Raw genomic sequence first — 23132 nt, forward strand, 5'->3', positions numbered from 1 at the left:
GAGTCGGTAAGATTGGATTTGGTGAGCGATGCGGCGCTGGAGTGGCTAAGCTGCGTCGAGTTCGATCTGCGATGCGTCACCGTCGTCGAACGCGTCCGCGATTCCTGAATCGTCGGCTGCGCCAAGTTCGACGAAGGACTCCTCGATTCCCGATGAGGTGTCGGAATACCCCGCGATTTCCGCGGGGTTAGACGTGACTAGCTGATGCTCGACCGGCGAAGCAATAGACTGGAACGCAACTCTCTGCGTCCCGGTCGACAAGAGCCCCTGGCCCCGATCAGCGGAGAGCAGGAACTGCCGCTCGCCCATGGAGAGATCGAAGGTGCGGCAGATCTCGTCGATCGCCTGCGAGGCTTGCCGCAACAGGATCTGCGTCGCTGCGTTCGCGACGACCGCCTTGCCGAGATCCGAGCCCAAGACGTCCGCGGTGTCCTGGGTCGCGACGGTCAACCCTGCCCACTGCTTCCGGCTCGCCTTCGCCATCCGGAACAAGAACTCGGCACCCGCGGGTTCCTTCATCAACAACCAGGCTTCGTCGACCACGACCAGCCGCGGTTTGCGGATGGCCGGGTTGGACACCTGGCGCCAGACCGCGTCGAGCGTCAGCAGCGTGCCGATCGGCTTGAGCTCGTCGGGCAGGTCGCGCAGCGAGAACACCACCAGGTGCCCCTCCGGGCGTGTCGACGTCGGACCGGAGAACAGCCCCGAGAACGCCCCGGTGACGTACGGGTGCAGCCGCGCCGCGAGCTCGACCCCGGCGGGGTCACCGGTGTCGGCGAGGACCTCGGCGAGGTCGGCCAGCAGCGGCGCCGGGCGGGTCCAGGTCCGCGGATCGGACGTGATGCCGGCGCGTTGGTAGGTCGCGGTGATCGCCCGGTCCAGTGCTGCGCGTTCGGTTGCCGCCAACTCCGCACCGAGTAGTACTGAGATGACGGTGTGCAGAAACAGCGACCGGCGGATGAGCGCGTCGCGGGGCGCGGTGCGGCGCCCGTCTGGGCGGGTGTGGATCGGCAGATCCATCGGATTCAGGCGTACTTGCTCGGCGCCGAGGTGGACGTACGTGCCGCCGACCGCGGCGGCCAGCCGGGCGTACTCGTCCTCGGGGTCGATGACGTGGATCTCGATCCCGCGGTACAGCGAGCGCAGCAACTCCAGCTTCACCAAGTACGACTTGCCGGCGCCGGAGCGGCCGAGGATCACGCTGTTGTGGTTGTCCAAGGCGAACCTGTCGTGGTGCACGAGACCTTGGCTTCCGACGTTGAAGCCGTAGAGCACGCCGCTCGGCGCGCCGACCGAGGTCGGGTCCGGCGGCGGCAGGTCTGGCGAGGTGAACGGGAACGCCGCGGACAACGCCGAGGTGTCGAACGTACGCCTCATGCCCACGAGATCGAGGCCCATGGGCAGGCTGGTGATCCAGCCTTGCAGGCTGCGGTAGGTGGTGGGTTTGCAGTCCAGCAGCAGCGACGCGGCCAGCGACCGGATCGCGGCGACCTCGTCGCCGAGGGCTTCTTCGCTCGGGGCGTGCACCGTGAGGTACAGGCCCATCCGGTACAACTTGCCCTCGCCGCGAGCGACCCGTGCGGACAGGTCATAGGCGTCCTCGGTGGCCGCTTCGACTTGGGGGTCGAGCAGCCGGCCTTTCTCGCTGGTGTGCCGGCGCCCCGACTCCAGTTTCGAAAGCTGCTTCTTGAGCCGGTTCGCCGCCGTGACCGGGTCGATCGGTTCGATGTGCAGTGACACGTCGACCCGTCCGGGGTAGGTCAGCAGCGGCTGCAGCCACCCGTTGTGCACTTCGCGCGGGTAACCGGTGACGGCAAAGCTGGCCACCCACTCGCCGCCGACTTCCAGTGCGCGGGGACGGACGGAGATGGCGTCCGGGGTGAACGCGCCGGCCCGCCCCAGCGGTGGCTGCGCGGCCGGGGCGTTCCGGCGGCGACGCTTGTCCTTGGTCTTCATGAGCGGTACCTCCCTGCGGTGTTGTCGTAGTCGTCGGGCTCGTCGGCGGTGTCGTCGAAGCCGTCGTCCCAGGCGTCGTCGCCGTCGGCGAAGTCGTCGTGGGCGGTGAACACGGAGCGGCCGAACGCGGCGTCGTCCCAGCCCTCGTCCGGGGCGGTGGTGATGACCTCGTCCGAGCCGGCGAGACCGGAGTTCGGCGGGATCAGGCTGTCGGGATTGCACGCTGCGGCGAGCACCGCAGTGGCCTGCCCGGAGTCCAGCGGCGTGACGGTGATCCCCGATGGGGAGAGCAGCTCGACCGCTTCCCCGAGCCGGCGCACGAGCCGGGCTTCGGCGGCCCGCCGGATGGCATCGTCGATCTGGCCGGCCTGCTTGGCGGCTTTACGTTTGGCTGACAGCGCGGCCAGCGGCGAGGCGCCGCCGAGCCCGTCGGTCGGGCCTGTGGTGAGCAGCGGCTCGCGCAGGATGAGCAGGACCTGCCGGCGCAACAGGTCGGTGGCGCGCCCGAGTTGTTCGAGGTACTCGGCGTGCTCGCGCGCCGCTCGTTCCAACGCCGGGTGCGGCAGTCCGCCGGCCTGTTCGCGGAGCTCGGCTATCTGCCCGGACAGGTCCAGCCGTTCGGCGCGGATGAGCACCTGCACGGGGGCGGTCAGGGAATGCAGGTACCGGCCGAACGACGCGACCAGCGACTCCTGCTCGGCTGGCGTGCGCAAGCCGAAGTTGATCGTGGAGCACACCGCCACCACGGCGACGCCGTCCTTGCCGAGGTCGATGACGCCAGTCTCGGTAACCGCCTCGGCGGGCAGTCGCAACGCGGCCGGCGACACTGCCGAAGCTGCGCCCGCCGCGTTCTCCTTCTGCTTGGCTCCGCTCTTACCGGCGGCATTGACTTGGTGGTTGAGCCACTCCGGGGCAGGGCGGATACCTTCCGGCGCGGCCACCCGGTGCTGGGGACTCATCCGCTGTCGCAACGCCGCCAGGACCAGTCGATCGAGGGTGACGCCGTCGCGCTGGCCGAGCGCGAGGAACGCGGCGATCGCCCCGATCGGGATGGCGACGATGAGGAACACCGGCAGCGGGACGAACGCGCGGGTGATCGTGTACGCGCCGTACAGCACGATCCCGGTGACGGCGAGGATGAGCAGCTGCCGCGCGGTCAGCGGACCGATCACGCGGTCCTCGCGATCGACGTCAGCAGGAATACGGACTGGCTGACTCATTTCCCTTCACCTCCTGGTGCGGGTTTCGGCGCGCGGAACACCGGCGGCGGGACGGACTGGGTGCGCCGGTAGGCGTCGCCGAAGCGGGGCTCGGGCTGCGCTTGGCGGAACGCCGGAGCACCGGGCGGGGACGCCGGCTTAGCCGGCGGTGCCGGTTGCGGCGCGGACGGAGTGGCCGACTGGAACCGCAGCTGTGGCGGCACCGACGCGACACGGATCGGGCGGGCCGGCGGCGGTGCGCTGCCGCGTCGCCGGGGGCCACCGGCGGCCTGGAACTGTGGCGCCGAGCCGGGCCGCGATCCTCGCTTCGGAGGAGACATCGGTGTGGCGGGCGTGGGTGCGGAGCTGAATTCGGGAGGCATGGTTCGTCCCTGGTTCGCCGGGGTGACGGCGGGGTCGTGGGTGGTGTCTTGCGGTGAGGGCTGCAGGAACTGCGGCGCCTGCGACGGCAGCCGCGAGTGTCGGGCCGCACGGGCGCGGTCGGCGTCGTGGGCCGCCTGAAGCCGCTTGTTGACCATGGCCGGAGTAGGCGCGAGACGTGGCTGAGCGGGCCACGGCGGATCGGCCGCCGCGCCGCCTCCGCCACCACGGCCGCCGCTCTTCGCAGCTCCGGCGGCGCCGGCCTTGCCGAACGCGCCAGCCTTGCCGGCGACCATGCCGAAGGTCTTCGCCGCGATGTAGGCGCGAGCCAAGCCCCCGAGGAACGAGCGGCCCTGGCCGACCTTGACCGCCTTCAGCAACCAGAACGGGATCTTGAACAGGATGAAGAACAGCGCGATCGCGGCGACGAGGGTGCCGAGTGCGGAGAGCGTCGAGCCAAACAGGTGCACGCCGCCGGACAAGAACGTGCGCACGGCTGTGATCAGCACTAGCGCCTGCGCGACCTGAATGCCAAGCGTCGCGGTGATCGCCTTCCACCACCAGCGCGCCAACGGGTCCGTGTGCGGCAACGCGTGACACATGAGGAACAGCGGTCCACTGATGAGCAGGACCAGGGTGATGACGATCCGGACCACGTAGACGACCAGCAGGGCCAGACCCACCACGACGAGGACCAGGCCGACCAGGATGATGAACAGCCCGCCGGTCTGGATGCCCTGGACGGCTTCCTGAAGCGTGCTGCCGAGCGAGGGCGCGTTCACCCCGTCGCCGAGCACGCCCAGGGTCAGCGCGTTGGCGAGCTTGATGAGCTTGTCGGCGAAGAACAGCGACAGCGCCGAGGCCAGGAACGCGATCGGAATCCGCGGCCCGATCTCCTTGATCGAGTAACGCGCCTGGACGCTCTCGTGGCCCATCAGCAGGATGCCGCCGCCGAGGATGAAGAACCCGTAGAGGGCGAGGACGAGCTCCCAGGAGTTGTTCCAAAGCTCGCCGATCCCGGGCAGGTCGCTGATCGCCGGGGTGGACAACGCGGTGTGCCCGATCAGTTCGAGGATCGGGGAGAGCGCCGCGTCGACGATGCCGCGGAATGCCGAGTTGATGGCCTCAGTGATGCAGGCGCCGATATCGGTAATGCCGCATTCCGAGTCGCTGTCGCCGTTGCCGTTTCCGGGTTGCTGCGGGCCGGTGCTCGGGGGTGGTGTGCTCGGCTGCGGGATGCAGTCCTCACCAGTGCATGGCTTGCTCGGAGTCGTGGTCGGCGTGGACGAGGTGCAGCCGATCTGGCCGGGGAAGCTGCATGTGGTCGGCGCAGGCACCCCGGTCGGGAGCGGCAACGGCGCGGTGGGCAGCGGCTTGGTCGTCGTCGGCGCAGGCAGGTGACAGACCGGCAGCGGCGAATCCGGCGTGCACGGGTCCACGGTCGGGATCGGCAGCGGCGGATTCGGTGGAGGCTGCTGTGGCGCGGTGGGCGAGGCCCACGCGCTGACGGCGAAGACGCCGACCAGGAGCACGACGATGCTCAGCGCCAGCAGCCAGCCCGCGCGCCAGCGCCGCGGCCGACGGGTCGGCGGCCGGTCGGCACTGGCGTCGGCGACCGGGGAGAGCAGCTCTCGATCGGCGGCGGCAGCGGTCGCGACCGGGCCGCCGGACCGGCGGTACGGGCGAACCGTGGGCGGGGTGCTGACGGCCATCGGTCAGGCCCCCACGATCCCTTTGAGGATCTCCACGACCAGCGGCGCGAGTGCTGCCAGGCCGTAGCCCCACCCCGCGGACTTGAAGGCCGTCTTGGCCTTCTCGACCTCGCCGGGGTCGCCGCCGCCCATCACGTAGCGGACGCCACCGATGGACAGGAACACCGTGGCCAAGCCGGCCAGGATGCCCATGATCCAGTTGCGGACGTTGTTCAGGACGTCGGTCACCGAACCGGCGATCGCGAGCACCACGGTGTCGGCGTGAGCCGAGGAGGCTGATGCCAGCAGCGCGAGGACGGCCAACTGGACGATCAGCGCCACGTGCGACCAGCGCGTGGGCCGGACCGGTGTCCAGTCCTCCGGCGTAATGATCGGAGCACTGGTCGACTTGCTGCTGGTGTGCGCGTCCGGTGTGCTCGTCGCAGTTGTCTCGTTCGGCAGCTGTGGATGTACGTCGCGATGGGCGTTCTGTGACCCGGTCGCGGCGGGGAAGAATCGGTCGATCAGGCGCATTGGGGCACCTCCGAAGGTCGGGCTGAGCGCGGGTGTGTCCCGCAGCCCTGAACTCCGGAATTTGGGTCCGTTTTGGACACGCGACCCTGAGGTTTCTCCGCTGATTCGACCTCAGCGACCGATACGGACAGTGATGACCGTGGCAAGTCGCGGGCGGGCACGGCCGGGTGCGCGAGGGCCATCGCGGTGGCGACCTGGTCGGTCAGCGGGTCGGTCGGGTCGGCTTCGGCGGCGCCGTCGCGCAGGTACGCGGCGAGCCGGAACTCGGCGCGCTTGCGCGTCTTGTAGACCGCCCACTCGCCGGTCTCGTGCTGCGCCGCCCAGTCCGCAACGGGCACCTGCTCCAACCGGGTCGCGCCGATCAGCGCGGCCTCGGTCTGGGTCAGGACTCCGTCCGCAACCGCGCGAGCGAGGACCAGATCCGGGTGACCCCAGGGCGCGTGCGGCGGAGTGGATCGGAAGCCCGGCGCGACCGGAGTCGGACCCGCGAGCGCTTCGGCCAGCGCTTGATGACCGGACCGGTACGCCTCCCAGCGCAGCCGCAGCATGATCCGCGGCGGACGCAGATCGATGGTCGACAACGCAGTCAGGAAGCCACGGAGAACCTCGGCGTGAATGTCGGCCGGGTCGCCGGCAAATCGGTCGGTCAAGGTCGCCGCGACCGAGGTCAACGCAGGCAGCGCAACCCCGACCGCGGCGACCGTCCAGGTCGCTCCTTCAGTACGGGAGCGCAGCACCAGGTGCGCCCACACCGCGTCCCGTGTCGCCTGCGGGCACCGACGCGCCAACAGCCGGTCACGGACCTCGTCCAACGGGATGTACCGGTCGGGCAGGCCCGGAAACAGCCGGCCGTTCAGGGACACCGGATGCGGCCCGGTGACCAGCCAGGTAAACGTGTCCCGCGCGATATCCAATGAGTTCGGAACAGTGTCGTCGCCGCCGCGACGAAAAACAGATTGTGCTGCCATGTCGTAACTCCCACGGCGTCGATGCGAACAACAACGACGTCAGGAAGCCACGGCCGATACCAGCGAAATACCACGCCATTACTAGCGGCCAACTAGTGAGCCGCTCCAGGTGCTACTAGTGACCTACTATTTCGACCCAAGTGACCCACTCGACAAGATCAACAAGGCGGCGGGTAGGCCACGTCGTCGTGATCAGCACTAGTAGGGGTTGAGCAGCGAATATAGTCACGCGCTAGTACTGCGCTGGTATCCAGTCGAACAGCAGGAGCGGGCCGCCTGAAGATCGACAACGCAGGCGCGGGAAAAATCTTGAGAAAATTGCCTGCCGCTCGTCCAGAACGCGGCTCTCCACGCCTGCTCCGACATCCCGCGACCAGCTCGGCCTTCGCGCAATGACGGGAGTCGACCAGGCTGTTTCCGTTGAATCCAGGCGGACTCGGGTTGCCGTGAAGAAAATCAATTCGAGGTGTCCAAAACAGGGTCGAAAAGCGGAGTTAAGGGGCGTCAGAACACACGGCACCCATCCGTCGGAGGAGACCCGCGATGACCCCGACCCACGGCGGCGACGTCCCTGGAGACGAGTCCCAGGAGCACCGCCGCACCGACCCGCCAACCGTCCCCATTCCGCTGCCGCAGAGGCGGCGAGCGCCGCGCTTGCGCACCCTGCGCCTCGCGCTGCGCCACCCCCGTCCGGCCCGGCCGAGCACCGTCTGGCCGTGCGCGCAGGAGGACCTGCGCGAGGGCACCGGCCTGCTCGCCGACTGGCTGCTGACCGCGGTCATCAGGATCGTCACCGGCTACACCTCGCCCGGCGAGCGCGTGCTGCTCCTCGACCCGGCGCCCTACCTCGCGCCGCCTCGCTCGTGGTCGGCAACCGCGCTCCGCAGTCAGTCCCGGCCCGGCCCGTATGCCGGACTGCTCGAAGCCGGCTGGACCGTGGTCCGACTCGGCCGCGGCATCCAGACCCAGACCGCCGTCGCGCGCCCCGACCCGGTCGGGGAGCCCACCGTCGGCGTGCCAGTCCAGTCGGAGTCCGGACCCGGACTCCCCGCGGATGGTCCGTCCGCCGAGCACGCAGTCGGACCGTCGACCGACCGCGATCGCGAACCCGATTCGACCCCGACCGGACACGGTCCGGACCGCTACGACCTGATCATCACCGCAGCCGACCCACGCACGCTCGACTGGTTCCACCCCACCGACTGGGCCGACCTCCTCACCCCGACCGGCACTCTCGCGGTCGTTACTCATGGTGACCGATCCGGTGGTCGGCTCGCCGACCCGGCAGGGGCTCTCGTGCGCGCCGCGCACCACGCCGGGCTGCGCTTCCTCGATCGCATCGCACTGCTGCGCGTCCCCGTCCGCGACGGCGCACTTGCCGCGACAGCCCCGGCCGCACATGACCGTTCCCAGACGACATCGGGACGGTCGACGACCTACGTGCGGCACCTGCAGGTGCACGAGGACCTCTTCGTCTTCACCCGCCAGTCCGTCCCGACCAGGACGGCCGACGGCGAGGAGACCTCCGATGACTGACCGTCCCACGTCGCCCTGGTCGCTCCCCCTGCCTCCGGGGGAGGAGCCCTCGATGCCGCCGTTGTCGGTCTGGCCGACCGGGCAGCGCGATCCCTCGACGCAACTGCGCGACAGCGGCTGCGTGCCCGGCACTGACGCCGACACCGACCGGATCCCGCCGGCCGTCGCCGCCTTCGCGATCGCCACCTACACCCGTCCCGGCGACCTCGTCCTGGACCCGGACTGCGGCGCCGGCACCGTCCTGGTCGAGGCGCTGCGCGCCGGCCGGCACGCGCTCGGACTGACCGCCCGCACCCGGTGGTGGACGCTCGCCCGGGCCAACGTCACCGCCGCCAAGGCTTCGGGTTCGTGGCGCGACGGCTCGGTACTCGACGCCCGACCGAAGGTGCTCGCCACGGCCCGCGCCGCCGGTCTGATCGGGCGAGTCGGACTGGTCCTGACCGCCCTGCGGACCAGTCCCGACGCCCCGACCGATCTCGGATCGAGTCCGGACCGCGGCCCCGATTCCGCGCTCGCCGGGTTCGCCGCCACGCTGCTCTACTGCGAGCCGTTGCTCCGCTCCGGCGGACACCTCGCCGTCGTCGCGCGGCCCCTCCGGCACCCGGACGGTTCGCTGGCCGACCTGACCACTCCGCTGATCGCCGCGGCGACCGCGGCGGGGTTGGCGCCGGTCGAGCGGTGCATCGCGCTGACCGCCGGTCTGCGCGGGAGCCGACTGGTCTCCCGCACCTCGCTGACCGAGCGACGTGCCGCCGCCCGCGCCCGTACCGCCGGGACGCCGACCACGCTCACCGCCCATCACGAGGTGCTCGTCTTCCAGCTCGCCCACGACGCCGAACTCGCCGCCGCCGCGGCAGCCGGCATCCCGTGGCCGACCGAGGACGACGTCATCCGGCCCGCCGTCAACGGCGTCACCTACCCCGGCTGGAGGCGAGCGGCATGACCACACGCCTGTACTGCCGCGAGTGCGGTTGGCACCCCGAGTTCCGACGCAAGCGTGCGGCGCTGCGCGCCGCTGCCCGCCACCACTGCACCGGAACCCCGGTCGCCGAGACGTGTCCACCGTGGTGGTCCCGACTGTGGACAAACCTGTGGACGGGTCGGTCCCATGCGGTCGCCGTCGACGCTGAAGTCGGCACGGATGACCAGGCCAGTAACGGCGAGATAGTCGATGCTCGCGGTCACCGCATCCAGTGGGCTGCGCTCGCCGCGCACCACGCCGAGACCACGCGCCGGGCCCGCGCGGCGATGGTCGACATCGTCCGCGCCGGCTACCAGATCGGGCCGCCGCCCTACGGCTACCGCGCCCTGCGCATCCGGGTCACCGAACCGACCGGACACAGCAAACTGCGGGCGGTCCTCGTCCCGGACTGGCGGACTGCTGCGGTCGTCAAGCAGATCTTCATCTGGCGTGCCGACCACAGCCTGACGTTCGCCGTCATCGCGGCGCGGCTCAACAGCGACCTGGGCCAGTACCCGGCTCCGACGCCCAACGGGCCGTGGACCGCGAAGGCGGTCCGGCGGATCGTCACCAACGCCAAGTACACCGGGCGGCAGGTCTGGGCCCGCACGGTCGCCGGCCGTCCGGCGCCGATGGAGCAGTGGGTCACCTCGGCGCCCAACGTGCACGAGCGATTGGTCGACGACCGCACCTTCCACCGCGCCCAACCCGGACCCGCTGAGCTCTCATCGGGCCCGGCGGCCGGAGCCGACGTCCCGCCGAGCGCAGCATGACCACCCGCCGGTGGAGCCCCGCCGCCGTGGTCCTGTTCGCCGCGTACGCGGCGACGATCGCCAGGGCGAACTGGGCCTCCACCCTCTGGCCAGCGATCGCCGTGGCCGGCCTCCATACTCCCGCGGGCGCGCTGTTCGCCGGGCTCGCGTTCACCGTCCGCGACCTCCTGCAGGACGCGGTCGGCGACCGGACAACGCTGCTGGCGATCGCGCTCGGCGCAGCGTTGTCCGGGTTGGTGGCCGAGCCGCGCATCGCTCTTGCCAGCGTGGCGGCCTTCACCGTCTCCGAACTGGTCGACCTCGCCGTCTACACCCCACTCCGACGGCGGAACCACCTCGCGGCCGTGGGCCTGTCGAACACGGTCGGCCTCGTCGTCGACAGCCTGCTGTTCCTCCCACTGGCCTTCGGATCCCTGACCTACCTCGCCGGACAACTCGTAGGGAAAGCAGCCACCACCGTCCTCGCCGTGGCCCTGCTTGCCGGCGCCCGCGTTCATCGGCGGGCGGTGCCGGCGTGAAGTTCTACTTGGGCGTCCATCAACCCATCTGGCTGACCCGCGTGCCGGACATTCCACTGCTGGTGTCGCACCGGCGGCTCGGCCACCGCCGGACCCTGCCCCGCGCCCTCACGGAATGGGCACTCGACTCTGGTGGGTTCACCGAGTTGCAGCTTCACGGGCGCTGGCAGATCAACGAGAAGGACTACGTCCGGGCCGTCCGGCGCTACTCCGACGAGATCGGCCATCTCGCCTGGGCCGCGCCCCAGGACTGGATGTGCGAGCCGAGCATCCTCAAGCGCACCGGTCTTACCGTTCGCGAGCATCAACGGCGCACCGTGCGCAACCTCGTTCGTCTCCGCGAACTCGCGCCCGATCTTCCGTTCGTACCGGTCCTGCAGGGCTGGACGATCGCGGACTACCAGCGCTGCGCCGACCTCTACTACCGGGCCGGGATCGACCTCGAAGCCGAGCCGCTCGTCGGCGTGGGGACCGTGTGCCGTCGGCAGCACAAAGCCGTTGTGGAAGAGATCATGCGAGCGTTCGCTTCACGCAACTTCTCGCTGCATGGCTTCGGCATCAAGCTCGGCGGCCTCAGTCAGTACGCGGAGGCGCTGTCCAGTTCGGATTCGATGTCGTGGAGTAGGCGGGGTCGGTATGTGCCCGGCTGCGGCCCGAGTCACCGCACCGAGTCGAACTGCCTGCGCTTCGCGCTGAGCTGGTATCGGCAGATCCAGACCACCTTGGGTTCGGCCGGTCTGTCCGCGGACGGACCGTCCTCAGAGCCGTTGGCGAGGGTCGCATGAAGACCATCGCCGTGTCCGCCGACGCGGGCTTACTGGTCGCCGCGAGACTCCGCGTCGTCGGGTTCGACGAGCGAGACGTCGCGGGGCACGTCGACTCCGAACAGCTCGTTGGGCGTGCACCGCAGCGTCGTGCACAGCGCCTGCAAGGTCGCCACCCTGACCTGAACCGGCGGCTTTTTCATCAGCACGTCAACCGACTGGAGAGACAGCTCGAATCCAGCGCGCTGGACGAGGAGTTCGCGCAGTTCGGTCGCAGTCCAGACATTGCGGGAGGCCATCACCTTCCGCAACCGCCACTCGATCTGCACCCGCTGCCATCCCGCGCTCGTCGCTCCGCGGCGCCTCGCGCCGTCCAACCGACGCTCAGTCTCCCCGATCGCGACAGACGCTGGCCGCCGTACGCCCGGCGTGTTCAGCAAGCACCTACCAATCAACAGGTAGTACATGAGTTATTCAGGCTATACATGGCTCACTCAGGTGTTACCTTAGTTGAATGACAGACCTGTGCATGGTTCGACAGAGGGGAGCTGCCTCGGCATCCGTCACGTTCATCACCACGCCGACGCGCCGCTGTTCGCGGTCCGCGCCGGTAGCGTTCTTCTGGACTCGCGTCGACCGGCCATCTCGCGCTGACGAGGTGACCGAGCACCCGTTCGGCAAGGCACACGACCCCGCCGAACAGCACGAGTCCAGCACGACCACGAGCGCCGGCCCCGCACACACGTACGCGGGGAGTAGAGGCCCGCTGGCCGTGACAGCTTCGGCGATCCCAGCTCATTCAACGCACGTCATGGTGCGTGCCCGCGTCACCGCGAAACCCGCCTCGCGCGGACCGGCGACCGCAGGTGTCACCGGCTGGGAACGCCCGCTGTGTCGACGGTTCCTGTCGCCGACCAGCAGCCCCGTGCACCTCCGCCACCCGCGGACGTCACGGGCACGAAGGGGGCGCTCATGTGCGCGCAACCTCGCAACGCCGATCAGCCCAACGACGACCGCGCCGACGTCCCTGCTCCGGTCGACGACCAGAAGCAGGAAGGCCCCGCCAGCGCGTCGAGCACACAGTCCCGGCGGCGCAGTGGCGCGGGTAGGACTGGACGCAACTTGGTCGTACGCGGCGTTCGCCGCGATCCGCCCGACATGCGCAAGCTCGCGCGGGTCATCGCCAGCCTCGCCGCAGACATGGTGGCGGCCGACTCCCGCGAGCAACCGCCGCCCGCCGAGCCGGACGACGGCCACCGCGACCACCTCCGCGACGCGGCATGACGCCGCACGTTGGCGCGCGCTCAACGAATGCGACGGACCGGCCTCGCTCGCACTGCCCGAAAAAGAAAGGTTCAACACGATGCCACCTACCGGTTGCGACCCCCACAGTCGTCCCTCGGTCGCAGACCCGCCAGTTCGCCCCTTTATGCGTGTCGCCCTGTACCAGCGATCGCCCGTTCTCGGCGAAAGCGACTTCCTGCAGTCCTACGTCGCCTCCCAGCCTGATTGGCGCATCGCTCTTCGCAGCAGCGACGACGGATCAGGTGCCACGTTGAAGCGACCTGGGCTGCAACGAGTATTGGCGGCAGCCCGATCCGGCGACATCGACGTGCTCGTCGTCAAGCACATGTACAACCTGTCCCGCACAACTCGACACCTCGCCGACTTGCTCGACGAGCTGACGTCGCTAGGTGTGCGGGTCGTCTCGGCCGCGGATCCCGGCCTCGATACCGGGTCCCCGTTTGGCCTCTTCCTCGTCCGCGTGGTGAGTGCTGTAGCCGAGATCGAGTACGCGGGCGCGCTCGCAGACCGCCGCGATCGCCTTCGTCACAAGCAGGAATCCGCCGACGAGTCACCACTCGCGGGTTAGCCCGCAACAACAACCCGGCAGATCTGCCAGACCAACTGCGTCGACCCACACCGTCCACACCAGACCGACCAACAGCGAGGTGTCATGAACAACGTCGATGCCCACCCCGACAACGGACTGCAGCAGGGCGGCCCTGTCCGTGCCATGCGGCGGCCGGAAGCTCCTGAGCCCGCCAACCGCGTGGTGATCTGCCGGCGTGCGTCCTCGCCGGAACGGGTCGAGACCGAGTCCAGCGTCGCGGCCCAGCGCGAGGCATGCCTGAAGATGGCCAAGGAACTGGGATTCTCACTTATCGACCCGTATGTCGACCCGGACATTCGACTCCGGGACCGTGCCGAACGCCGAGTGCTCCGGCGCGTCTTCGCGTGGTTCCGCCGCCGTTGAGTCGCGCCAACTCGCCCACGAATTCACCGCTCGCCTTCAGCGCGCGATCCAGCAGCCGGCTGCACGGGTCCACCGTCCATGCCGTTCCCAAGGAGGTGTCATGAACAGCGCCTATGTCGATTCGGACGACGAACTGCAGGCAGACGTCGCGCTCTGCGTCCAGCGACCGTCCAGTGACCTCGAACCCGGTACACGCGCCGTGATCTACCTGCGTGTGTCCTCGTCCGGACAGGTCAAGACTGACTACAACGACGAGGGCATCTCCATCCCAGCACAGCGTGAGTCATGTCTGCGCAAGGCGAGGGAACTGGGCGTCACGGTCATCGACGAGTACGTCGAGCCCGGACGCTCGGGAACGGAGATGACCAAGCGCGAGGCGTTCCAGCGCATGCTCGCGCGGGTACGCAGTCAGGGCGACGTAGACGTCATCATCATCTACCAACTCTCGCGCATGGCGCGAAACCGCTACGACGACGCGGTCGTCATGGCAGACCTGCGCAAGCGCGGCGTCACCCTCGTCTCGGCCACCGAGGCCATCGACGACACCCCGGTCGGCCAGCTGATGCACGGCATCCTGGCCACCTTCAACGAGTACCAATCCCGCCAATCCGGTGCCGACATCGCCTACAAGATGGGTCAGAAAGCCCGCAGCGGCGGCACCCTCGGCCGCGCCAAACTCGGCTACCTCAACTACATCGACCATTCCGATGGCCGAGTAATCCGCACGATCATCGTTGACCCCGAGCGGGCACCGATGGTCAAGCTCGCCTTCGAGCTCTACGCCACGGGCGACTATTCCTTGGACGAGTTGGCCGACGAACTGTACGACCGCGGACTCCGCACCCGTGCCACCAATAGGCATCCGGCGAAAAAGGTGTCGATCAACAAGCTCTCGCAGATGCTGCGCGACCGCTACTACCTCGGCTACGTCGACTACAAGGGCGAGGAGATCCGCGGCCGACACGAGATCCTGATCGACGACGAGGAACTTTTCGACCAAGTCCAGGAAATCCTCGAATCCAGGCTCACAGCGAAGGAACGCCGCCGCGTTCACCACCACTACCTCAAGGGCTCGGTGTACTGCGGCTACTGCCGACGCGCCGGCAAGACACAGCGACTGGCGATCCAACGCACGGTCAACCGCCACGGCTACGAGTACCTGTACTTCTTCTGCCGCAACAAACGCGACGGAATCTGCCCAGGGCCGCACGTCCACATCTACCAAGTCGAAGAAGCCATCGAACGCCACTACGCCAACATCCGATTCCGTCCGGAATTCATCGCGGACGTAGGCGCGCACATCGACGCCGTCATCAACGAACAGGAGGCCGCCGCGCGTCTGCTGCACAAACAGATTTCCAGCCAACTACGCGAACTCGACACCAAGGAGGAGAACTTGATCGACCTCGCCGCCGACGGCACACTGCCGCAAACCAAGGTCAAAGCCAAACTCCGCGATATCGGCACAGAACGACGTCGCCTCACCCAGCGGCTCGACACCGCCAGTGCCGACCTCACAGACAGCGCTCGACTCATCCAGGCCGCCCTCAAGTTCCTGGAAGCCCCCGAAGAGCTCTACCGACGCTGCAACGACCAGCAACGGCGCCTACTCAACCAAGCGATCTTCCACGGCCTCTACATCGAGGACGACCAGGTCACTGACCAGGACCTCCACGACCCCTTCGGACAGCTTCACGCCCTTCAGCGCGAACACGTCCCTGGGCCCAGGCTCGCGACGGCTCGGTCACCGCGTGGGAGCAGCAAAAGGGCCACCCGCTCAGCGGATGGCCCTTCGACTTCCGGCGTTGCCCTCTTGCTCAAGGGCGTTGACGCGGGCAAGGGTTCTAATAACAACCCTAGGGTGGAGCTGAGGGGAATCGAACCCCTGACCTTCTCGATGCGAACGAGACGCGCTACCAACTGCGCTACAGCCCCTAGGAGCGTGAGCCCCTGTCGTTCAGTGCTTGGAAAGCTTAGCAGCGCCCTCCAAGCACCGAACAGCGGGGGTCACTCTCCGACTGCCCGGCGGTACGGGCCCGCGGTCGGCTCGGCGAGTTCCTCGAACGCGGGGTCCTCGTCGTCCAGGTCGACCACGACTGCCTGGCGGCGGATGCGGGACATCGGGGACGGCTTGCGCTCCACGATGTCGCGCGGCACCTCGGGGGCGACGACCTCGACGTCCTCCTCTTCCTCCTCGAAAGAGTCGTACGCCTCAGGAGAAGGAGCAGGAGCCGTCGTCGAGTAGCGGGCCATCCGGCGCTGGCGGATTTCGTTCTCGATGCGGACCTGACGGCGGAGGTACACGAGGTAGCCGACGAGGGCGATGTCCACCGCGGCGTGCGCCCACCAGGCGAGCGAGAGCGCGAATCCGGCGATGGCGGCCGTGACGACGGCGGCGATCAGCAGGATGACGACCACTCGCTGGCGGAATGCGTACTTGGCCTTGGCCGCGATCTCCGCCGCTTCCGGGTCGAAGCCGCCTCGGCCGGGCCGGTAGCTGCGGCGTTCGCGGCGCGGCGCGGCGGCACGTTCCGCGCGCGCGGGCTGCGGGAGCGGCTCCGGCTCGGGTTCGGGCTCCTCGTCCAGGTCAGCGTCGAGTTCCGCCTCGAGTTCGGCGAGATCATCCTCCACCGAAGGATTCGCATTGTCGGACACGGCGTCGTCCTCCTGTCCCTCGTTGCGAGCACTGCCCCTTCGCACTACCCGGGCGGCCAGCGCGGAGGTTGGCGTCCGCGCGACTTGCTGGCGTTTGCGAGCCACCATGGGCACGAGAACGACGAGCCATGCCGCGGCGAGCGCGACGATGATCACCGAACTGGGCATCTCCCGTCACCTCCCCCGATCCTCTGCTGTAGTCACGCTAGCCACAACAGTCACACAGGAGGCGCAGACTCGCCGGGTTCGATCACGAAAATGCATCACCGCATTAGGTGAATCTCACAGGATGTGGTAACGCGTGATCATGCTGGGACGCGTAGTCACCGTCAGGCCAGGTCGGCGCGCCCGGACGCCACCAGGCGGGACACCAGGCCGTCGCCGGTCTCCTCTTTCGTCACGGCGAAACACAGGTGGTCACGCCATGCGCCGGCCACATCGAGGTACCGCTCGAACAGCCCCTCCTGCCGATATCCGGCCTTCGTCAGCACGCGGATGCTGGCGTTGTTCTCCGGCCGCACGGTCGCTTCCAACCGGTGCAGGCCGGCGACATCGAAAGCGTGATCTGTCACGAGCGCGACGGCCGCGGTGGCGACGCCTCCCCGGACGATCTCGGACGACACCCAGTACCCGATCCAGGCCGACCGGAGTGCGGCGCGGATCACATTACCGACAGTGATCTGCCCGGCGAACTTTCCGTCCACCGTGATCGTGAAGGGCAGGCACTGGCCCCGGCGCGCCAGCCCGCGCAGCGCCGCCCACTGCGACGGCCACGACCAGAACGCGTTGCGGTCGGCCCATGGCCCGATCCCGGTCGGCTCCCACTCCTCGAGGTGCTCGCGGTCGCGCAGCCGGACACGGCTCCACTCGCCGGCGTCGCGCAGCCGCACCGGGCGCACGGCGATCACGCCTGCCGGAATCCGCAGCGGGCCGAGCGTGGCGGGCCAGCCCGGGTGCCGGTTTTCGACCGAATCGGCGAGTGCGGCCACGGATCAGGCGCGCTGGGCGAGGAAGGTGACCTTGACCTGGTCGCCCGCGGCCACCTCGGTGAGATCCTCTTCGACGGTGATGAGGCAGTTGGCCTCGGCCAGCGACGCGAGCAGATGCGCGCCCGACGTGCCGAGCGGCTGCACCAGGTACTCGCCGTTCGCTTCGTCGCGCAGCAGCTGGCCGCGCAGGTAACCGCGACGGCCCTTCGTCGAGGTGATCGACGACAACAGCCGCGCCCCGACCACCCGGCGGTGCGGGTTGCGAGTGCCGCGCGCGGTGCGGATCAGCGGCCGCACCAGCACCTCGAACACCACGAGCGCGCTCATCGGGTTGCCCGGGATGAGGAACGTCGGCACCGAGTCCGGGCCGAGCCTGCCGAAGCCCTGCACCGAACCTGGGTGCATCGCGACCCTGGTCAGGTCGATGTGCCCGAGGTCGGACAGCGCGGCATGCACCTCGTCGCCGGAAGCGCCGCCGGCTCCGCCCGCGACGACCACGATCTCGGACATCAGCAGCCGTCCTTCGACGACCTCGCGCAGCCGCTTCGGGTCGCCCGGCACGATGCCGACCCGGCTCACCTCGGCACCGGCGTCGCGCGCGGCCGCGGCCAGCGCGTACGAGTTGACGTCGTAGACCTGGCCGACCGACGGCGTGCGGTCGATGTCCACCAGCTCGTCGCCGACCGACACGATCGACACTCGCGGCCGCGGGTAGACCAGCACCTTCGCGCGGCCGACCGCGGCCAGCAGCCCGACCTGCGCGGAGCCGATGGTGTCGCCCTTGCGCACCGCGACGTCGCCGATCTGCACGTCCTCGCCGGCCCGGCGCACGTAGCCTGCCGACGGCACGGACCGGTTCACGGTGACCTTGGCCTGGTGGCCGTCGGTGTAAGCGGTCGGGACCACGGCGTCCGCGAGCGTGGGCAGCGGCGCGCCGGTGTCGACCCGCACCGCCTGCCCCGGCTGCAACCGTCGCGGCTGACGCGAGCCAGCCGGGATCTCGCCGACGACCGGCAACTGGACCGGCTCCTGCCCGGCGGCGCGCACGTCGACGCTCCGGACCGCGTAGCCGTCCACCGCGGCCTGATCGAACCCGGGCAGCGCGTGCTCGGCGACCACTTCCTCCGCGCAGAGCAGGCCCTGCGCTTCGGAGATCGCGACACGAACCGGCCGCGGGCGCACGGCGGCGTCGAGGGTCAGCGCGATCTGCTCGTCGACCGAGCGGAAGTCTCCGGACTCAGCGGATTCTTCCGTCGGGACAATGATTTCCGCCGTTTCCGCTGCGGCGACGGCCTGAACCGCCGGCTCGGTCGCCGCGACTTCTTCGGCCGGGGTGGCGGGGGTGGAATCGAGGGAGTCCGTCATGGGCGATCGTTTCCGATCCGTTCGGTCAGCCAGGTGCGCAGCGACGGCCCGTAATCCGGGTCCTCGAGCGCGAAATCGACAGCGGCGCGCAGGAATCCGCCCGGGTTGCCCAGGTCGTGCCGCCCGCCGCGATGGACGACGATGTGCACCGGATGCCCCTCCTGGATCAGGAGCGCGACGGCGTCGGTGAGCTGCAGCTCGCCGCCCGCGCCGGGCTCGATCCGGCGCAGCGCGTCGAAAATCGCCCGGTCGAGCAGGTACCGCCCGGCCGCGGCATAGGTCGACGGCGCGTCCTCCGGCTTGGGCTTCTCGACCATGCCGTGGACCTGCTTGACGTCCGGGTCGTCGGTGTCGGTGACGTCGAAAACGCCGTACGGGGAGATCTGCTCCTTCGGGATGTCGAAGGCGCAAAGCACGCTCCCGCCGTGCTGAGCGCGGACGGCCGACATCCGGTCGAGGACCCCGGCGGGCAACACGAGGTCGTCGGGCAGGAGCACGGCGACGGCGGTGTCCTCGTCGGCCAGGTTCGGCTCGGCCTGCGCGACCGCGTGCCCGAGCCCGAGCGCCTGTTCCTGGATCGCGACCTCGACGTCCAGCAGCTCCGGCCCGCGGCGGACCTTCGCCAGCAGTTCGGTCTTGCCCTTGTCCTCGAGCGCCTTCTCCAGGTCCGGTTTCGCCTCGAAATACCGGACGACGGCTTCCTTGCCCGGCGAGGTGACGATCACCAGCCGCTTCGCGCCCGCACTCGCCGCCTCGGCCGCGACGATCTCGATCCCCGGCGTGTCGACCACCGGCAGCAGCTCTTTGGGCACCGCTTTCGTGGTCGGCAGGAATCGCGTGCCGAGGCCTGCGGCAGGCACGATGGCGGTTCTGAAGGTCTGGGTGGTTGAGGCGCCCGTCATGGGCGCAAAGCCTAACCTGGTCTCATGCACGAGCCGGGCAATGAGACCCCGAGCAAGGCGGAGTGGCGGACACGAATCCTTCGAGCCCGCGCCGAACTGCCCCCCGAAGCCCACGCTCGCGAGGCAGCCGCCCTGGCGACCGCCGCATCGTCAATCCACGCGGAAACGGTGTGCGCGTACCTCCCTTTCGGCACCGAGCCCGGCCAAATCTCCCTGGTGAACGCACTGGCCGCGACCGGCGCGCGCGTCCTGCTGCCCGTCATCCCGGACACTCCCGGCCCGCTCGACTGGGCCGAGTACACCGGCCCGGACGCCCTCATCCCCGGACGCCTCCGCGGCGTCCTGGAACCGTCCGGCCCACGCCTGGGCACCAGCGCGGCAGCCTCGGCGCAGGTGCTGCTGATCCCAGCCCTGGCCGTCGACCGCCGCGGCACCCGCCTCGGCCGCGGAGCCGGCTACTACGACCGCACCCTGACCGCCGCGGCTGACACCGCCCGCGTGGCTGTGGTGCGCGCAGAGGAGGTCGTCGACCGTCTCCCGGCCGAACCCCACGACGTGCCCATGACCGCCGTCCTGACGCCCTCCGGCCTCATCCAGCTGCCGACCGCCGCCGCGGCCTGGTGACGAACGGCCTCTGCGGGACACCTGGCGACGAAGTGGTCAAGACCACTCGATCGGCCCGCGAGGCGTCGGTGCCGCCGCTCAGGCTGAATGACTGCCGCCCTTGCCCGCCGCCTAGTTCGAGGCCACAGCCGACAACCGCCTTCCGAACCGAGGGCCTTCCGGAGCCGAGGGCCTCAGCTGGCCGCGCGCCCGCTGCGCACAATCAGCCGGACACGTCGCCAACTCCGCCCAGCTCACCCTCCCCAGCATTCAGCCGCGAACCACACGAACCACCCAAACCACGCACTCGCTCACAATCCGCACCAGGACCCACACCCGCAGCCGCCCGAAACCGGCTCACCCAAGCCGCCCACAGGCACCGCCAGGCCCCGCCAACCGGCCCGGCAACGGCCCGTCCGACCGGACCAGCCGCAGTCCAGCCACCGAGCCGCACCCGCCCAAAACGCCCTGACCAGCGCTAACCCTCCGTTGCCCCTTCCGCCGCAGCACTGTGAGCAAGGGGTAATTGCGCTGAGGGAATGCCGTCCAGCACAATTGGGTTAGCACTCTTGTAGGTCGAGTGCCAGTGCATGAAGGAGCTTCAGTGCCCACGTACCAGTACGCCTGCAAGGAATGCGACCACCGCTTCGAGGCGGTGCAGTCCTTCTCCGACCCCAGCCTGACCGTCTGCCCGCAGTGCTCCGGTCCACTGCGCAAGGTCTTCAGCTCGGTCGGCGTGGTCTTCAAGGGCAGCGGGTTCTACCGCACGGATTCGCGTGATTCGAGCAAGTCGAGCACTTCCGCGACTCCGGCCAAGACCGAGAGCGCCAAGTCCGACTCGTCGTCCACCACCTCCTCTTCGTCGACGTCTTCTTCGTCCTCGAACACATCCTCCGCCTCGGGTACGACGAAAACGGCTTCCACGCCCTCCTGACCCCCGAGTTATCCACAAGGGGCCAGTTGTCCACAGGTTCGCGAATCGGCCCTTTCGGCCGGTTCGCGACGTCCTTAACGTCGGATTCGTGCGGCATCCCGTCGCATCGGAACCGACGAGGGGACAACCGTGAACATCTTGCTCAGCCGCCTTCCCGCGCTGCCTGACGTGCGTCTGCCGCGCGGTCGGCGAGCCCGGATGCTCCGCCGGTGTCTCGCGGCGGCCTTGCTCTTGGCCGGCCTGCTCGTCCTGCTTCTCCCGCCTTCCGCGCGGGGCGCACCCGCCACCTCGACGGTGGTCTCCGCACGCGACCTGCCCGCGGGCTCTGTCCTGCGCGCCGCCGACGTGCGGACCGTCGCGCTGCCCGACGACCTCCGCCCGTCCGGTGCACTGTCGGCGTCCGACGCCGCGGTGGGGCGGCTTCTGTCCGGCGCGGCCCGGGCCGGAGAGCCCATCACCGACGTCCGGCTCCTCGGCAACAGCCTCCCCGTAACGGGTGAACCCGGCGCGGTCACGGTCGCCGTCCGGCTCGCGGACGCGGCCGTCGCCGAGCTGCTTCAGCCGGGTCAGCGCGTCGACGTCGTCGCGGGCGCGGATACCACAAATTCCGCGTCTGTGCTGGCCAGAGGGGCCACGGTGGTCACCGTCCGGCGTTCCGACGACGCCGGGAACCACACGCTGGGCCCGCCGCAGAAGGGGCCGCTGGTACTGCTCGCGCTGCCAGCTCAGGTTGCCACGCAGGTCGCTGCTTCCTCGCTCGAACGACCGGTAACGGTTACTCTCCGCTAACCCGACCCTGTTCCGACGGGCGACGGCTGTCTTGCGACGGCCAGACGCCTGTCCCGAATCCCCTGGGAGCAGCAGTGCTGAAAGGTTTCAAGGACTTTCTGATGCGCGGCAACGTCGTCGACCTCGCGGTCGCCGTCGTGATCGGCGCCGCCTTCACCGCGATCGTCACGGCGTTCACCAACGGCCTGATCAAGCCGTTGATCAACGCGCTCGGCGGCTCGGACGCGGCGAAAGGCCTCGGCTTCAACGTCCTGCACGGCAACGACTCGACGTTCATGGACTTCGGCGGCGTGATCAACGCGGCGATCAACTTCGTGATCGTCGCCGCGATCGTCTACTTCCTGATCGTGCTGCCGATGAAGCACGTCCAGGAGCGGCGCAAGCGCGGCGAGGAGAAGGGCCCGGCCGAGCCGACGGACGTCGAACTGCTCACCGAAATCCGCGACCTGCTGCGCGCGCAGCAGGGCAACGGCTCCTCCTCCAGCAGCAACTGAGGGAGTCAGCGATCGTGATGCGGGGGCCGGTTCTCGAGATACCACGAATCCGGAGTGGTCTCCGGGCCCCGGCCCCGCTCATCGGACGTGGTCTCCGGCAGCACGTCGCCGAAGATCTCGTCGACCCGGCGGCGGCGCTGGGCCTCGGTCACGCGGGGACGTCGTTCTTCGTGCGGCATGGGTCCATCGTCCCACCTGTTGTTTGACAAGTGCAGAGAGACAGAGAGACAGCCGGCCGGGCTCAGACCTCTTCGAGGCCGGAGAGCTCGTCGATCACGTGCGGGACCAGCGAAGAGAGGGTCGCCATGCCGTCGCGCACAGCCGCGCGCGAACCGGCCAGGTTGACCACCAGCGTGCTGCCCGAAACGCCGGCCAGGCCGCGGGAGATCCCGGCGTCGACCGCGCCCGCGGCCAGCCCCGAGGCGCGCAGGGCTTCGCCGATGCCCGGGATCGGGCGGTCGAGAACGCCGGCGGTGGCGTCCGGCGTGCGGTCGCGCGGCGACACTCCGGTGCCGCCGACCGTGATCACCAGGTCCGCACCGCCGATCACCGCCGTGTTGAGCGCGTTGCGGATGCCCGCGGTCTCGGCCTCGACCACGACGACGCCGTCGACGATGAACCCGGCCTCCTCGAGCAGCTCGGTGACGAGCGGCCCGGAGGTGTCCTCGTGCTCCCCGTGCGCGACCCGGTCGTCCACAATCACCACGAGTGCCCGGCCCAGCCGTTGTGCGCTCCGTTCCATGCCGACACCGTATCCGGTTCCGGGCCCCCTTCGCCGCCGCGGGCCCGGTGATTTCTGACGATTCGGTGACGTGGTCCGCGCAGGCCGCGCGCACCCCGGGGCGGGCGGCCTAACGTCGGCC

At 69.3% G+C, this 23132-nt stretch carries 25 protein-coding genes, 1 tRNA gene and 1 pseudogene; 13 read left to right on the forward strand and 14 right to left on the reverse strand.

What is annotated here, in order from left to right:
* Nucleotides 1–45: 45 nt before the first annotated feature.
* The 5 genes from ABD156_RS29215 to ABD156_RS29235 are packed head-to-tail and all read right to left on the reverse strand — an operon-like array spanning nucleotide 46 to nucleotide 6729.
* Nucleotides 46–1956, reverse strand: coding sequence for a VirB4 family type IV secretion system protein (locus ABD156_RS29215; RefSeq protein ID WP_344280742.1), 1911 nt, complete (start codon nucleotides 1954–1956; stop codon nucleotides 46–48).
* The gene (locus tag ABD156_RS29220; protein ID WP_344280745.1) at nucleotides 1953–3176 is read right to left on the reverse strand and encodes a PrgI family protein; all 1224 of its coding nucleotides are present in this window, start codon (nucleotides 3174–3176) and stop codon (nucleotides 1953–1955) included. Before ABD156_RS29220 ends, ABD156_RS29215 begins: the two co-directional genes overlap by 4 nt.
* Nucleotides 3173–5248 carry a TrbL/VirB6 family protein gene (locus tag ABD156_RS29225; RefSeq protein WP_344280748.1) on the reverse strand — a complete coding sequence of 692 codons (2076 nt, stop codon included), beginning with the start codon at nucleotides 5246–5248 and terminating at the stop codon, nucleotides 3173–3175. The genes ABD156_RS29220 and ABD156_RS29225 overlap by 4 nt, the downstream gene beginning before the upstream one ends.
* A 3-nt stretch (nucleotides 5249–5251) precedes the next feature.
* A complete protein-coding gene (locus tag ABD156_RS47975; RefSeq protein WP_452039187.1) occupies nucleotides 5252–5761 on the reverse strand; it encodes a pilin in 510 nt (169 codons plus the stop codon).
* Nucleotides 5752–6729 carry a serine/threonine-protein kinase gene (locus ABD156_RS29235; RefSeq protein WP_344280751.1) on the reverse strand — a complete coding sequence of 326 codons (978 nt, stop codon included), beginning with the start codon at nucleotides 6727–6729 and terminating at the stop codon, nucleotides 5752–5754. The genes ABD156_RS47975 and ABD156_RS29235 overlap by 10 nt, the downstream gene beginning before the upstream one ends.
* 543 nt (nucleotides 6730–7272) lie before the next feature.
* Here ABD156_RS29235 and ABD156_RS29240 point away from each other — a divergent pair.
* The 5 genes from ABD156_RS29240 to ABD156_RS29260 are packed head-to-tail and all read left to right on the forward strand — an operon-like array spanning nucleotide 7273 to nucleotide 11302.
* Nucleotides 7273–8265, forward strand: a complete 993-nt coding sequence (locus ABD156_RS29240; protein ID WP_344280754.1) for a hypothetical protein — start codon at nucleotides 7273–7275, stop codon at nucleotides 8263–8265.
* On the forward strand, nucleotides 8258–9208 hold the full coding sequence (locus ABD156_RS29245) for a DNA methyltransferase (protein WP_344280757.1): 951 nt from the start codon (nucleotides 8258–8260) through the stop codon (nucleotides 9206–9208). The genes ABD156_RS29240 and ABD156_RS29245 overlap by 8 nt, the downstream gene beginning before the upstream one ends.
* Complete coding sequence (locus ABD156_RS29250) at nucleotides 9205–9999, forward strand: recombinase family protein (protein ID WP_344280760.1); 795 nt, start codon at nucleotides 9205–9207, stop codon at nucleotides 9997–9999. The genes ABD156_RS29245 and ABD156_RS29250 overlap by 4 nt, the downstream gene beginning before the upstream one ends.
* Complete coding sequence (locus ABD156_RS29255; RefSeq protein ID WP_344280762.1) at nucleotides 9996–10517, forward strand: VUT family protein; 522 nt, start codon at nucleotides 9996–9998, stop codon at nucleotides 10515–10517. The genes ABD156_RS29250 and ABD156_RS29255 overlap by 4 nt, the downstream gene beginning before the upstream one ends.
* Nucleotides 10514–11302: a deazapurine DNA modification protein DpdA family protein gene (locus ABD156_RS29260; RefSeq protein WP_344280765.1), complete on the forward strand. Its 789-nt coding sequence runs from the start codon at nucleotides 10514–10516 to the stop codon at nucleotides 11300–11302. Before ABD156_RS29255 ends, ABD156_RS29260 begins: the two co-directional genes overlap by 4 nt.
* A 29-nt stretch (nucleotides 11303–11331) precedes the next feature.
* Here ABD156_RS29260 and ABD156_RS29265 read toward each other — a convergent pair whose 3' ends face one another.
* Nucleotides 11332–11610, reverse strand: coding sequence for a helix-turn-helix domain-containing protein (locus ABD156_RS29265; protein WP_344280768.1), 279 nt, complete (start codon nucleotides 11608–11610; stop codon nucleotides 11332–11334).
* Nucleotides 11611–12253: 643 nt separating this feature from the next.
* Here ABD156_RS29265 and ABD156_RS29270 point away from each other — a divergent pair.
* The 4 genes and pseudogenes from ABD156_RS29270 to ABD156_RS29285 form a co-directional block, all read left to right on the forward strand.
* A complete protein-coding gene (locus tag ABD156_RS29270) occupies nucleotides 12254–12565 on the forward strand; it encodes a hypothetical protein (RefSeq protein WP_344280771.1) in 312 nt (103 codons plus the stop codon).
* Between the two features lie 145 nt (nucleotides 12566–12710).
* Nucleotides 12711–13154, forward strand: a complete 444-nt coding sequence (locus ABD156_RS29275) for a recombinase family protein (protein WP_344280774.1) — start codon at nucleotides 12711–12713, stop codon at nucleotides 13152–13154.
* An 84-nt stretch (nucleotides 13155–13238) separates the two neighbouring features.
* Nucleotides 13239–13538, forward strand: coding sequence for a hypothetical protein (locus ABD156_RS29280; protein WP_344280777.1), 300 nt, complete (start codon nucleotides 13239–13241; stop codon nucleotides 13536–13538).
* Nucleotides 13539–13638: 100 nt separating this feature from the next.
* Nucleotides 13639–14502 (forward strand): annotated as a pseudogene (locus tag ABD156_RS29285) (recombinase family protein); the annotation flags it as partial.
* A gap of 402 nt (nucleotides 14503–14904) precedes the next feature.
* Here ABD156_RS29285 and ABD156_RS29290 read toward each other — a convergent pair.
* The 6 genes from ABD156_RS29290 to ABD156_RS29315 all read right to left on the reverse strand — a co-directional run bounded on the left by ABD156_RS29290 (nucleotide 14905) and on the right by ABD156_RS29315 (nucleotide 19449).
* Nucleotides 14905–15138 (reverse strand): hypothetical protein, encoded by a 234-nt coding sequence (locus tag ABD156_RS29290; RefSeq protein ID WP_344280780.1) that lies wholly within the window; start codon nucleotides 15136–15138, stop codon nucleotides 14905–14907.
* A gap of 262 nt (nucleotides 15139–15400) precedes the next feature.
* Nucleotides 15401–15473, reverse strand: a tRNA-Ala gene (locus tag ABD156_RS29295).
* A gap of 72 nt (nucleotides 15474–15545) precedes the next feature.
* On the reverse strand, nucleotides 15546–16361 hold the full coding sequence (gene sepX, locus ABD156_RS29300) for a divisome protein SepX/GlpR (protein WP_344280782.1): 816 nt from the start codon (nucleotides 16359–16361) through the stop codon (nucleotides 15546–15548).
* 161 nt (nucleotides 16362–16522) lie between these two features.
* Nucleotides 16523–17182: a GNAT family N-acetyltransferase gene (locus ABD156_RS29305; RefSeq protein WP_344280785.1), complete on the reverse strand. Its 660-nt coding sequence runs from the start codon at nucleotides 17180–17182 to the stop codon at nucleotides 16523–16525.
* A 3-nt stretch (nucleotides 17183–17185) separates the two neighbouring features.
* A complete protein-coding gene (gene glp / locus ABD156_RS29310; RefSeq protein WP_344280788.1) occupies nucleotides 17186–18547 on the reverse strand; it encodes a molybdotransferase-like divisome protein Glp in 1362 nt (453 codons plus the stop codon).
* A complete protein-coding gene (locus ABD156_RS29315) occupies nucleotides 18544–19449 on the reverse strand; it encodes a UTP--glucose-1-phosphate uridylyltransferase (protein WP_344280791.1) in 906 nt (301 codons plus the stop codon). Before ABD156_RS29315 ends, glp begins: the two co-directional genes overlap by 4 nt.
* A gap of 24 nt (nucleotides 19450–19473) precedes the next feature.
* On the opposite strand from ABD156_RS29315, the gene ABD156_RS29320 reads away from it, so the two are divergent.
* The 4 genes from ABD156_RS29320 to mscL all read left to right on the forward strand — a co-directional run bounded on the left by ABD156_RS29320 (nucleotide 19474) and on the right by mscL (nucleotide 22269).
* Complete coding sequence (locus ABD156_RS29320; RefSeq protein ID WP_344280793.1) at nucleotides 19474–20073, forward strand: 5-formyltetrahydrofolate cyclo-ligase; 600 nt, start codon at nucleotides 19474–19476, stop codon at nucleotides 20071–20073.
* Nucleotides 20074–20656: 583 nt separating this feature from the next.
* Nucleotides 20657–20986 carry an FmdB family zinc ribbon protein gene (locus ABD156_RS29325; RefSeq protein WP_344280796.1) on the forward strand — a complete coding sequence of 110 codons (330 nt, stop codon included), beginning with the start codon at nucleotides 20657–20659 and terminating at the stop codon, nucleotides 20984–20986.
* Between the two features lie 129 nt (nucleotides 20987–21115).
* Nucleotides 21116–21775 (forward strand): SAF domain-containing protein, encoded by a 660-nt coding sequence (locus ABD156_RS29330; protein ID WP_344280799.1) that lies wholly within the window; start codon nucleotides 21116–21118, stop codon nucleotides 21773–21775.
* Between the two features lie 74 nt (nucleotides 21776–21849).
* Nucleotides 21850–22269, forward strand: coding sequence for a large-conductance mechanosensitive channel protein MscL (gene mscL, locus ABD156_RS29335; RefSeq protein ID WP_344280802.1), 420 nt, complete (start codon nucleotides 21850–21852; stop codon nucleotides 22267–22269).
* 5 nt (nucleotides 22270–22274) lie between these two features.
* Here the strand turns inward: mscL and ABD156_RS29340 are convergent, their stop codons facing one another.
* On the reverse strand, nucleotides 22275–22448 hold the full coding sequence (locus ABD156_RS29340; RefSeq protein ID WP_167493483.1) for a hypothetical protein: 174 nt from the start codon (nucleotides 22446–22448) through the stop codon (nucleotides 22275–22277).
* A 62-nt stretch (nucleotides 22449–22510) separates the two neighbouring features.
* Entirely contained in the window at nucleotides 22511–23011 is a 501-nt protein-coding gene (locus ABD156_RS29345) for a MogA/MoaB family molybdenum cofactor biosynthesis protein (protein ID WP_009083558.1), read from the reverse strand.
* Between the last annotated feature and the right edge of the window lie 121 nt (nucleotides 23012–23132).

It is taken from the genome of Amycolatopsis albidoflavus (assembly GCF_039525725.1).
In the GTDB taxonomy this organism is placed as follows: Bacteria; Actinomycetota; Actinomycetes; order Mycobacteriales; family Pseudonocardiaceae; genus Amycolatopsis; species Amycolatopsis albidoflava.

Coding starts and splice junctions, on each gene's coding strand:
- ABD156_RS29215 (WP_344280742.1), bottom strand. CDS start 1,956: ATGAAGACCAAGGACAAGCGTCGCCGCCGGAACGCCCCGGCCGCGCAG.
- ABD156_RS29220 (WP_344280745.1), bottom strand. CDS start 3,176: ATGAGTCAGCCAGTCCGTATTCCTGCTGACGTCGATCGCGAGGACCGC.
- ABD156_RS29225 (WP_344280748.1), bottom strand. CDS start 5,248: ATGGCCGTCAGCACCCCGCCCACGGTTCGCCCGTACCGCCGGTCCGGC.
- ABD156_RS47975 (WP_452039187.1), bottom strand. CDS start 5,761: ATGCGCCTGATCGACCGATTCTTCCCCGCCGCGACCGGGTCACAGAAC.
- ABD156_RS29235 (WP_344280751.1), bottom strand. CDS start 6,729: ATGGCAGCACAATCTGTTTTTCGTCGCGGCGGCGACGACACTGTTCCG.
- ABD156_RS29240 (WP_344280754.1), top strand. CDS start 7,273: ATGACCCCGACCCACGGCGGCGACGTCCCTGGAGACGAGTCCCAGGAG.
- ABD156_RS29245 (WP_344280757.1), top strand. CDS start 8,258: ATGACTGACCGTCCCACGTCGCCCTGGTCGCTCCCCCTGCCTCCGGGG.
- ABD156_RS29250 (WP_344280760.1), top strand. CDS start 9,205: ATGACCACACGCCTGTACTGCCGCGAGTGCGGTTGGCACCCCGAGTTC.
- ABD156_RS29255 (WP_344280762.1), top strand. CDS start 9,996: ATGACCACCCGCCGGTGGAGCCCCGCCGCCGTGGTCCTGTTCGCCGCG.
- ABD156_RS29270 (WP_344280771.1), top strand. CDS start 12,254: ATGTGCGCGCAACCTCGCAACGCCGATCAGCCCAACGACGACCGCGCC.
- ABD156_RS29275 (WP_344280774.1), top strand. CDS start 12,711: ATGCGTGTCGCCCTGTACCAGCGATCGCCCGTTCTCGGCGAAAGCGAC.
- ABD156_RS29280 (WP_344280777.1), top strand. CDS start 13,239: ATGAACAACGTCGATGCCCACCCCGACAACGGACTGCAGCAGGGCGGC.
- sepX (WP_344280782.1), bottom strand. CDS start 16,361: ATGCCCAGTTCGGTGATCATCGTCGCGCTCGCCGCGGCATGGCTCGTC.
- glp (WP_344280788.1), bottom strand. CDS start 18,547: ATGACGGACTCCCTCGATTCCACCCCCGCCACCCCGGCCGAAGAAGTC.
- ABD156_RS29315 (WP_344280791.1), bottom strand. CDS start 19,449: ATGACGGGCGCCTCAACCACCCAGACCTTCAGAACCGCCATCGTGCCT.
- ABD156_RS29320 (WP_344280793.1), top strand. CDS start 19,474: ATGCACGAGCCGGGCAATGAGACCCCGAGCAAGGCGGAGTGGCGGACA.
- ABD156_RS29340 (WP_167493483.1), bottom strand. CDS start 22,448: ATGCCGCACGAAGAACGACGTCCCCGCGTGACCGAGGCCCAGCGCCGC.
- ABD156_RS29345 (WP_009083558.1), bottom strand. CDS start 23,011: ATGGAACGGAGCGCACAACGGCTGGGCCGGGCACTCGTGGTGATTGTG.